The organism is Corallococcus llansteffanensis (genome assembly GCF_003612055.1).
GTDB lineage: Bacteria > Myxococcota > Myxococcia > Myxococcales > Myxococcaceae > Corallococcus > Corallococcus llansteffanensis.
Window position 1 is genome coordinate 19,094 of record NZ_RAWB01000045.1, and the last position, 8,863, is coordinate 27,956.

Annotated in this window: 9 protein-coding genes; 3 read left to right on the top strand and 6 right to left on the bottom strand. The window is 71.8% G+C overall.

Annotation, left to right across the window (positions count from 1 at the left end):
• The first annotated feature begins 8 nt into the window (after positions 1–8).
• Entirely contained in the window at positions 9–710 is a 702-nt protein-coding gene (locus tag D7V93_RS06830; protein ID WP_120642600.1) for a VOC family protein, read from the top strand.
• A 6-nt stretch (positions 711–716) separates the two neighbouring features.
• Here the strand turns inward: D7V93_RS06830 and D7V93_RS06835 are convergent, their stop codons facing one another.
• Positions 717–1,607: an SDR family NAD(P)-dependent oxidoreductase gene (locus D7V93_RS06835; RefSeq protein WP_120642601.1), complete on the bottom strand. Its 891-nt coding sequence runs from the start codon at positions 1,605–1,607 to the stop codon at positions 717–719.
• A 71-nt stretch (positions 1,608–1,678) separates the two neighbouring features.
• Here D7V93_RS06835 and D7V93_RS06840 point away from each other — a divergent pair, with 71 nt between their 5' ends.
• Positions 1,679–2,350 carry a TetR/AcrR family transcriptional regulator gene (locus tag D7V93_RS06840; protein WP_120642602.1) on the top strand — a complete coding sequence of 224 codons (672 nt, stop codon included), beginning with the start codon at positions 1,679–1,681 and terminating at the stop codon, positions 2,348–2,350.
• 27 nt (positions 2,351–2,377) lie between these two features.
• Here the strand turns inward: D7V93_RS06840 and D7V93_RS06845 are convergent, their stop codons facing one another.
• The 3 genes from D7V93_RS06845 to D7V93_RS06855 are packed head-to-tail and all read right to left on the bottom strand — an operon-like array spanning position 2,378 to position 5,929.
• Positions 2,378–3,349 carry a metallophosphoesterase gene (locus D7V93_RS06845; protein WP_120642603.1) on the bottom strand — a complete coding sequence of 324 codons (972 nt, stop codon included), beginning with the start codon at positions 3,347–3,349 and terminating at the stop codon, positions 2,378–2,380.
• Positions 3,350–3,357: 8 nt separating this feature from the next.
• Entirely contained in the window at positions 3,358–4,737 is a 1,380-nt protein-coding gene (locus D7V93_RS06850; protein ID WP_120642604.1) for a hypothetical protein, read from the bottom strand.
• 58 nt (positions 4,738–4,795) lie between these two features.
• Positions 4,796–5,929: a UTP--glucose-1-phosphate uridylyltransferase gene (locus D7V93_RS06855; protein WP_120642609.1), complete on the bottom strand. Its 1,134-nt coding sequence runs from the start codon at positions 5,927–5,929 to the stop codon at positions 4,796–4,798.
• 188 nt (positions 5,930–6,117) lie between these two features.
• Between D7V93_RS06855 and D7V93_RS06860 the strand changes: the two genes are divergently transcribed.
• On the top strand, positions 6,118–6,576 hold the full coding sequence (locus tag D7V93_RS06860) for a YaiI/YqxD family protein (RefSeq protein WP_120609714.1): 459 nt from the start codon (positions 6,118–6,120) through the stop codon (positions 6,574–6,576).
• A 9-nt stretch (positions 6,577–6,585) separates the two neighbouring features.
• Here the strand turns inward: D7V93_RS06860 and D7V93_RS06865 are convergent, their stop codons facing one another.
• Both D7V93_RS06865 and D7V93_RS06870 read right to left on the bottom strand, forming a co-directional pair.
• A complete protein-coding gene (locus D7V93_RS06865) occupies positions 6,586–7,128 on the bottom strand; it encodes a hypothetical protein (RefSeq protein WP_147451062.1) in 543 nt (180 codons plus the stop codon).
• Positions 7,129–7,247: 119 nt separating this feature from the next.
• Positions 7,248–8,594, bottom strand: coding sequence for an amidohydrolase (locus tag D7V93_RS06870; RefSeq protein WP_120642606.1), 1,347 nt, complete (start codon positions 8,592–8,594; stop codon positions 7,248–7,250).
• Positions 8,595–8,863 lie beyond the last annotated feature (269 nt).

Below are 8,863 nucleotides of genomic sequence, written 5' to 3' on the forward strand. Positions count from 1 at the left end.
GGTGTTCGATGGGTCTTCCCACTGGCGTGCATCATCTGGCGCTCGCGACGCGGGACATGAAGGCGCAGCTCGCGTTCTTCACCCAGGTCGTCGGCATGGAGCTGGAAGCGCTGTACTGGATGCACGGCGTGGAGAACACCGTGCACGCGTTCCTGCGGCTGGGGGACACCTGCTCCCTGAGCTTCGTGCAGGCGCCGGACATGGCGACCATCGAGCCGGTGATTGGCGTCTCGCACCCGGGCTTCAGCGCGGGTTCGGTGGCCCCGGGCGCGATGCAGCACCTGGCGCTGAGCGTCCCCACGGAAGCGGACCTGCTGACGATGCGCGACCGGCTGCGCTCGCACGGCTACTGGGTCGCGGGCCCCGTCGACCACAACATGTGCAAGTCGATGTACGTCCAGGCCCCGGAAGGCCTCGTCCTGGAGTTCGCGACGGCCGAGGGCGCCATCGACGTCGAGCAGTGGATCGACCCGGCCGTGGTCGCCCACTGCGGCATCACCCCCTCCGAGCTGGAGGGCTTCCTCCGCCCGCCGCCCTTCACCTCGCAAGGCGGCAAGGTGCCGCAGCCGCCGCCCACGACGCGGCCCAACTTCGTCTTCACCGGCGAGTGGGCCCCGCGCGGCGCGGTCTTCCTCCAGCTCACCGACGAGCAGATCGCCGCCGCGCTGCACTCGCCCACGCCGCCGGTGCCCCGGCGTCCGGCGCCCTGAAGCCCGCTACGGCGTGACGCGCGCGGAGGCCACTGCCGCGCCTGCGTCCGCCGGCGGCTTCATCATCCCTCCCGCGATGCGCAGGCTCAGCGAGCGCGGCGTGAAGCGCGTCAGGTTGGCCTGCAGCCAGTTGCGCACCCCCGGCACCACCGAGGACCGGCCCTGGTCCAGGGCCTTGAGGCCGACGAGCACGACCTCCTCCGCCGTCGCCATCGGACCCACGGCGGCCTGCTTCGTGCCCACCACGTCGAAGAAGGCCGTCTTCACGGGCCCCGGGCACAGCGCCAGCACGCGCACGCCCTTCCCACGGTTCTCCTCCGACAGCGCCTCCGAGAAGGACAGCACGAACGCCTTGGTGGCCCCGTAGATGGCCATGTACGGCACCGGCTGGAAGCCCGCGAGGGAGGCCACGTTGAGGATGCCGCCCACGCCCCGCGCGAGCATGTCCGGCAGGAACAGGTGGCTTGCGTCCGCCAGCGCCGTGACGTTGAGCATCACCTGCTCGTGCTGCCGCGCGAACGGCGCCGCCTCGAAGGCTCCGTGCGTGCCGAAGCCCGCGTTGTTGACGAGCAGGTCCACCCGCAGCCCCTTCTCCTGGCAGCGCGCGTGCAGCTCCCGCGCGGCGCCCTCGCGCCCCAGGTCCAGCGCGATGACCTCCGCCTGGATGCCGTGCGCTGCCGCCAGCTCCGTCGCCAGCGCGCGCAGCCGATCCTCCGAGCGCGCCACGAGGATGAGGTCCATCCCGCGCGCCGCCAGCTCGCGCGCGAACACCTCGCCCAGCCCGGACGACGCCCCCGTCACGAGCGCGCGGTGACCGGCATAGGGGAAGGCCCCGCCCACGGCCGGGAGGGGGGTGGAGGCAATGCGGACAGGGGAGGATGAAGAAGTCGTTTGCATGGGGATAGAATGTGAGTAAGCGCTCACGTTCTCAACTCGCGTTGGTGCTCACATTCCGTCCAGGAGGCTCCATGCCCCGCCGTCCGCCGCCGTCCCGTCGAAGGGCCCCTCGTCAGGAGCGGGCGCAGGCCACCTGCGACGCCATCCTCACCGCGACTGCTCGCGTTCTGCTCAAGGACGGGTATGAGGCCGCGAGCACCAACCGCATCGCGCAGGAGGCGGGCGTGAGCGTCGGGTCGCTCTACCAGTACTTCCCCAGCAAGGAGGGGCTGGTGACGGCGCTGATGGAGCAGCACCGCGCGCGGGGGCTGGCGGACTTCGAGGCCGGGCTGGTGCCGCTCGCCAGCCAGCCGCTTCCCGTGGCCATGCGCGCCCTCATCCGGCAGGTCATCATGGTGAAGCGGGAGAACCCCCGGCTGCACCAGGTGCTGCATGAGCTGATGCCCCGCATGCGGCAGTGGGGCCTGTCGGACATCTACTCGCAGCGCCTGTTCCGGCTGGTGCGCGCCTTCCTCGCGCCTCGCTTCGAGGAGCTGCGCCCCCGGAACCTGGACATGGCGGTCTTCGTCCTCGTGAACGCCGTGGAGGCGCTCTGCCACACGGCGGTGACGGACCGGCCGGACTACCTGGAGGACGAGTCCTTCGTGGAGGAGGTCGCCGCGCTCGCGCTGGGCTACCTGCGCCCGGAACCGGCGACGGCCGCGCCCCGCCGCACGGCGCGGGAGCGGGTGGTCCGGATGTGAAGCGGACGCCGACCCGTGAGGGCCCGGCTACTTCGTGCCCGTCTTCGCCGCGGGAGTCGGGGCGGGAGCGGCCTTCACGCCGGTGACGAGCGGCACGCGGCCTTCCGGGTAGAGCGCGGTGAGGCGGTCGCCGCGAAGCTCCAGCGCGGCCAGGTGGCGGCCGTAGTGGGTGCTGAGGCCGGTGTCGATGACGATGACGCGGCCTCCGAAGCGGACGGAGAGGCGGCCATCCTTGGACGGGGTGTGGCCCATCACCATGCGACGGGCGCCGAAGCGCTCCAGCACCTGGGTGAGGCCCGCGTCCCATTTCGCCTCCTCGTCGAGGGCGTAGCCGCGGAACCACACCGGGCCGTTCGGATCCACGGCGCCGCCCGGCGGCTGGCCCGGCGTCACGTCCTGCCACACCCAGCGGTTCACGGCCTCCAGCGTCGTGCCCGGGACGCTGGGGGAGAGGCCGCCGTGCAGGAAGAGGGTGTCGTTGACGCGGATGACGGCGGGGTGCGTGCGCAGCCACCGGCCATAGCGGCCCTCCGGGGCATAGGCGGCGGTGTGGCCCTGGTGCCCCCGGGACTCGCCCGGAGCGTCGGGGGTGGGAGCCTGGTCGGCGAAGGAGGCGAGCTCTCCGGGCGTGACGTAGCGCAGGTCGCCACGCATGTTCATCAGCTCGTGGTTGCCCAGCAGCGCGTGCACGCGACCGCCGGCCTTGCGGGCCTCGGTCTCCAGGCGCATGAGCAACTCGAAGGCGTCGCGGGTGTGGTCGCCCCGGTCCGGCACGTCACCGGTCTGCACGAGGTGCGCCTTGCCGCCAATCCAGTGGTCCTTCGCGTCGATGAGGCCCGCGAGCCGGAGCACCTCCTTGAAGGCGTCCACGTCGCCGTGGACGTCCGCGACGGCGACGATGCGCTCCACGCCCTGGAAGACGAAGGGGTCCTCCGCCTTCGGGGCAGCAGCGGTGGAGAGCGCGGGCAACAGCAGCAGGGAAAGCAGGACCGGACGCATGGGCTTCCTTACGGGCGAGGCGACAGGAACCGGGAGGGGAGCGCGCGCGTGAACTGCGCATCCTTCCAATCCCAGACGCGCTCGGGGGCGAGGTCGACGTTCACCGGAACGGAGTTCCAGTCATGGACGGCGAAGGTGGAGGAAGCGCGCCAGTGGAGCAACACGCTGCACACCGCGGTCACGGTGAGCACGCCCACGAGGAGGCGGTGCTGCCGGGGGGCCTCCACCGCCGTCTGCACGGGGAACGCGAGGAAGTAGACGAGGTAGGGCAGCACGTCGGTGAAGAAGCGCGGGCCCACGGAGTGCCCCGCCCACCACATGGGGAAGGCGGAGATGGCCACCCAGTGCAGGAGCGGGATGACGGCGAAGGCGACCTCGTAGGGCTCCAGGCCGCGGCGGCGCCACTGCTGGACGAAGCCCACGGCGCTGAGCACGAGGAACGGCGAGAAGACGAAGAGGCCTCGCGAGGGGCTGACGAGGTGGGCGGCCAGGGCCATGAAGAACCGGTCGGGAACGAGGTGCAACGCGGTCTGGTAGTAGGGCGACAGCAGCGCGCCGTAGATGGCCAGGTTGTACGCACAGAAGGGTATCGCCACGAGCACCGCGCCCCCGAAGTAGACCGGGAGCAGACGCCAGGAGCGCAGCGCGAGGTACGCGGTGACGACGATGATGCTGAGGGAGTTGGTCGGGCGGCAGACGTAGCCGAGCGCGACCGTGAGGCCCAGGAGGAACGCGGTGCGGGTGGTCTGCGTGGGCCGGGCCAGCAGCAGGACGATGCAGCAGACGGCGAGCAGGCTGGGTGCGTGCTGCCAGAGCACCCGACTCGCGGTGGAGTACACCGTGGTGCCCAGCCCGAAGAGCAGGACGGTGGCGAGCGCCGCGCGAGGAGACACCCGCCTTCGCAACGCGATGAAGAGCACACCGGCGGCGGCGCAGACGTAGAACGACGCGATGAGCTGTTCGGTGCGGTGGTAGGAGCCCAGGTCAATCCTGCCGGTGCTCTGGAACATCTCCAGCCAGGACAGCGCGCGACCACCAAGCGGCCCCAGGTGGGGCAACAGCGGCCGCACGAGGGAGAAGCACGCTTCGGCGGCGGCCACGAACGGGAGCGCCGAGACCATCACCCCGGGCGGGTACACGTAGTACGTGCGGCCACCGAACTCACTGTGCGCGTAGTCCGTCGCGGGAGAGAACGTGGGCCGGAACTCATCCAGGTCCGTGTTGCCTTCATGGAGGATGCTGGCCGCGGACGGGATGGACCACAGCGAGTCCATCTGCATCTGCACCTTGCTCGCGGTGTAGACGCCAAACAGGCCCAGGCACAGCAGCCAGAGTGCTCGCGGGGAGGCCGCGAAGTCGCGGCGGGGCGGAAGGGGCGGGGTCTGCACGGAGCCCCTTCTAGCGAATCCGCCCCGGGACCGGGAGCGGTGTCGTCGCGCGGGCTGCCTAGCGCAGGGCGTCCAGGCGCGGCCGGAGCCGCTGCGCCACCCGGGGCAGGTCGTCGGGCGCCTTCACCGGCTCGAAGCGGCTCGTCGCGGGGTCCGTGCGGCCCACCTCGAGGAAGGCCACCGGCAGCAGCGGCTTTCCGTCCGGGCGGGTGAGGCTGCTGGCCTCCGCCGTCACCTGCTCGAACTGGAGCACCGCCGCGCCGTCCACCTTCTTGGAGACCACCCGGTAGGGAATCGGGACCTCCGCGCCAATCATCGCCTCCAGCTCGAAGGTGATGTTGTTGGTGGAGATGAAGGCGTGCTGCGTCGGGTCCACCTTCTCCACGAGCTGGAGCTGGCCGTCCAGGCGCACCGGCGCCGCGCCCGAATCCAGCGCTCCGCTGGGGCTGGCCCTCGGCGTCACCTCCACCGTCATGGCGCAGCCGCGTTGCAGGTGCATCCCGATGACGACCGGGTCGAGCGTCGCCGCCAGGTTGTCCACGTTGGAGAAGTACACGCAGCGCACGCCGCGCTGGCGCAGCGTGTCCCCGACCCCGCCCTCGCGCAGCGCGCGGAAGACGTCCCCGTGGCCGGAGGGCGCGAAGGACAGCTGGCCGTCCGTCTCCCGGAACAGGGCGCCGTCCGGCGTGAGCCGGGGCAGCATCCGCTGGCGGAAGAGGAACACGTCCTTGCCCGTCCCCCGCGACTCCAGGTGCGCGGCGATGTCCTCGTGCGTGAGGAAGGACGTCATCACCGCCACGGGCACCGGGCGCCCCAGGCGCGCTCCCAGCCGGCGCGCCTCCGCGAGCTTGAGGTCCAGGAAGGTCTCCTGCCCCACCACGGGCACGAGCCCCTTCACCACGCCCCCGAAGCGCGTCCCGGCGCCACCGGCCACCACCAGGGCGGCCACCTGCCCCAGGCGGAACGCCTGCTCGCCCCGCGCCCGGCAGACCTCGTAGTCGGGCGTGCCCTCGCGCGGGAGTGGCTGCACGTCCCCCTGCCGCAGGGGCTCCAGGGCTCCCGCGAGGGGCTTGGAGTCCACCAGTTCACCGCGCTTGTAGCGGGCGAGCAGCGCGCGGAAGCTGGCCGCGTCGAAGCCGTCGCGCGCGAGCCGGGGATCGTCGAGCTCTGCGTCCAGGGTCTGTGGGTTCACGCGGGGCATCATAGGGCTGAGCTCCGCCACATGCATCGTCTCCGGGGACAGGGTTTGCTGCCGACTTCCGCCTGTCCCCGCAGGGCTGCCTCACGAGCGGGCGGGGAATGCCCCCTGCGTTCCCCGCCGGGTGGCGCGGCCGCACCGTCACAAGGCGGGGGCCGGGGAAATCAGCGAGGATGCGCGCCATGCAAATCTGGGTCGACGCCGATGCCTGCCCTGGTCCCGTGCGGGACATCCTGCTGCGCGCCGTCCAGCGCCTGAAGGTCCCCATCGTCTTCGTGGCGAACAAGGCTTTGTCGCTGCCGCGCCTAGCGTGGGTCTCCACGGTGCAGGTGGGCGCGGGGCTGGACGTGGCGGACCGGCATATCGCCACCTCCGCGAAGGCCGGGGACCTGGCCGTCACGCAGGACATCCCGCTGGCCGCGCTGCTCGTGCCCAAGGGCGTCGTGGTGATGGATCCGCGCGGGGAGCTCTTCACGCCGGAGAACATCGACGAGCGGCTGTCGGTGCGGAACTTCATGCAGGACCTGCGCGACAGCGGCGTCACCACCGGCGGTCCCAGCAGCTTCTCGCCGCAGGACCGTCAGCAGTTCGCCGCCACGCTGGACCGCGAGCTCACCCGGCTGGTGAAGCAGCAGGGCTGAGCGCCTTCGCTACCGGCCGCTCGCGCCGCCACTGCCCTCCACCGGGGGCGTGCCCGTGGTGGGCGCCACCGGACTCGTCCCGATGCCCTTGTTGCGCTTCCACGCGTCCGGGGTGATGTCCAACCGCGCCCCCGGGTTCTGCGAAGGGGCGGGCGACGGCGCCAGGTCGTCCACCGCGCGCAGGTCGATGCTGCCCGAGCCGCCGGTTCCCAGCGTGTTGACGTCCACGCACTCGTAGTCGCCCGGGCTCGCGGAGCCGGAGCCCCCGGTGCCGGTGTCCTCGGCCTCGGCGGCCGCCCGGGCACCCGCGTCGCCGTAGGGGTTCATGTCGTGGGCGCGCAGCATCGCCTGCGTGCGTGGGGACTCCTCCACGTCCCAGGAGAACTCATCGCTGGAGAATGGATCGCGGGTCCCCGCCCCGGCTTCCGGGTCCTGCGACTGGGTGCCCGAACCGCCCGTGCCGCTCGGGTTGTCCGCCGTGCTTGAGGCGCCCTGGTGGGCACAGCCTCCGAGCAGGAGGGCGGTCAGCGAGGCCATGAGCGGAAGTTTCATCGGGGGTTCCTCCAAGAGTGTCTTCTGCCTCTCAAGGTGGACGCACTTGCGGCGGGAGCAAGCGACAGGAGCCGGCCGGGCCAGCGGCCCCGTTCCAGGCCGGGGCCCGCGCCGTGGCTTCAGGAGTCGCGGGAGGCAGTTCCCGCGTGCAGGCAGGCCAGCGCCGCCACGGTGAACGACTCACAGCCCTTGCGCAGCGAGCCCTCGCGGTCCGGCGCGTAGGTGGATGAATGCGGCCCGGGCACGTGCGAGAGCTTCTCTTCCGGAGTGGTGCCCGGAGCCTCGTTCCAGGCCTTCAGCGGCGTGATGCCCATGAACCAGTATGCCGTTCGTACCGCATGCTCCGGCCCCTGGGCGAAGCGGGGGAAGTCCTCGCTCGCGGTGACGAGCATGCCCGGCACCAGCGCTCCGCTTCCGAACCAGCCCGCGTGCGCGTCCCGGATGCGCCGCAGCAGCGCCGGGTCGTTGCGGTTCACCGGCGTGCTCTCCAGCACCTCCACCCGCGGGGGCCGGGGCGCGCCCGAGGCCTCGGCCTCCGCCTTCACGATGCGCTCGATGGCGGCGAGCACGCGCGCGCGCACCGCGTCGTCCTCGGTGCGCACCGTCAGCTCCAGCAGCGCCTCGTCCGGAATCACGTTGGCGCGCGTGCCCGCCTGGAAGATGCCCACTGTCACCACCGCTGCCTCCAGCGGCGCCAGTTCGCGCGACACGATGGTCTGCAGGCGCAGCACCACGCTGGCCCCCATCACCACGGGGTCCACCGACAGGTGGGGCAGCGCCCCATGCGCGCCCCTTCCGAAGAGGCGGACGCGGAGGTGATCCGAGCCCATCATCGTCACGCCCTCGCGGTGCATGAACGCGCCCACGGGCAGCGGCGCCGTGTGCTGGCCCAGCACGACATCTGGCGTGCCGAAGCGCGCATAGAGCCCGTCCTCCAGCATGGCTCGCGCGCCCTGGAGGGTCTCCTCCGCCGGCTGCCCCACCACCATCACGGTGCCACGCCACGCGTCGCGCGAGCGCGCCAGGAGCGCCGCCGTGCCCGCCAGGCACACGGTGTGGATGTCGTGACCGCACGCATGCATCACCGGCTCGCCGTCCGGCGTCGTCACGTGGCTCGCGTACGGAAGCCCCGTCTTCTCCTCGATGGGCAGCGCGTCCATGTCCCCGCGCAGCAGCACGGTGGGACCGTCGCCGTTGTGCAGCAGGCCCACCACGCCGTGGCCTCCGATGCCCCGGGTCACCTCGTAGCCTTCGGCCTTCAGCCTCCGCGCCAGCTCGGCGGCGGTGTGCGCTTCCTGCCCGGACAGCTCCGGGTGTTCGTGCAGGTCCCGGTAGAGCGCGTCCAGGTCCGGCAGCACCGCGTCCAGGTGCTTGAGGACGCGGCGGGCGCGTGCGTTCAGGTCGGACGGCGGGGGCTCGCCCGGGAGTTCCCGTTCGAGGGCAACATGGGATTCAACGTCGTTCATGGCGTGCACCTCCTGGGCTCAAGGTGGAAGTCCCGGGGCGCACTTCGCAGCGCTGGAGCAGGGAGGCGGGCGAAAGCCCGTGTCGGGGCCGCGCACGCCCACCCCTCCGGGGTGACGTAGGCCTTCGGGGCACCGCCCGTCCGTTCGTTGTCCGTCCCTTCCCGGGAGGGCACCTTGAAGGACGCGCATGGAACAAAACAGCGGAAGGGGGCGGTGATGAGGCGAGGCATTGGACTGGGGCTCTGCCTGGTGGGGCTCACGGGTGGGGC

What these genes read in the sequence shown, in the direction of transcription:
- D7V93_RS06835 (WP_120642601.1), bottom strand. Translation starts at nt 1,607, where the DNA reads ATGCAAACGACTTCTTCATCCTCCCCTGTCCGCATTGCCTCCACCCCC.
- D7V93_RS06830 (WP_120642600.1), top strand. Translation starts at nt 9, where the DNA reads ATGGGTCTTCCCACTGGCGTGCATCATCTGGCGCTCGCGACGCGGGAC.
- D7V93_RS06865 (WP_147451062.1), bottom strand. Translation starts at nt 7,128, where the DNA reads ATGAAACTTCCGCTCATGGCCTCGCTGACCGCCCTCCTGCTCGGAGGC.
- D7V93_RS06845 (WP_120642603.1), bottom strand. Translation starts at nt 3,349, where the DNA reads ATGCGTCCGGTCCTGCTTTCCCTGCTGCTGTTGCCCGCGCTCTCCACC.
- D7V93_RS06870 (WP_120642606.1), bottom strand. Translation starts at nt 8,594, where the DNA reads ATGAACGACGTTGAATCCCATGTTGCCCTCGAACGGGAACTCCCGGGC.
- D7V93_RS06840 (WP_120642602.1), top strand. Translation starts at nt 1,679, where the DNA reads ATGCCCCGCCGTCCGCCGCCGTCCCGTCGAAGGGCCCCTCGTCAGGAG.
- D7V93_RS06860 (WP_120609714.1), top strand. Translation starts at nt 6,118, where the DNA reads ATGCAAATCTGGGTCGACGCCGATGCCTGCCCTGGTCCCGTGCGGGAC.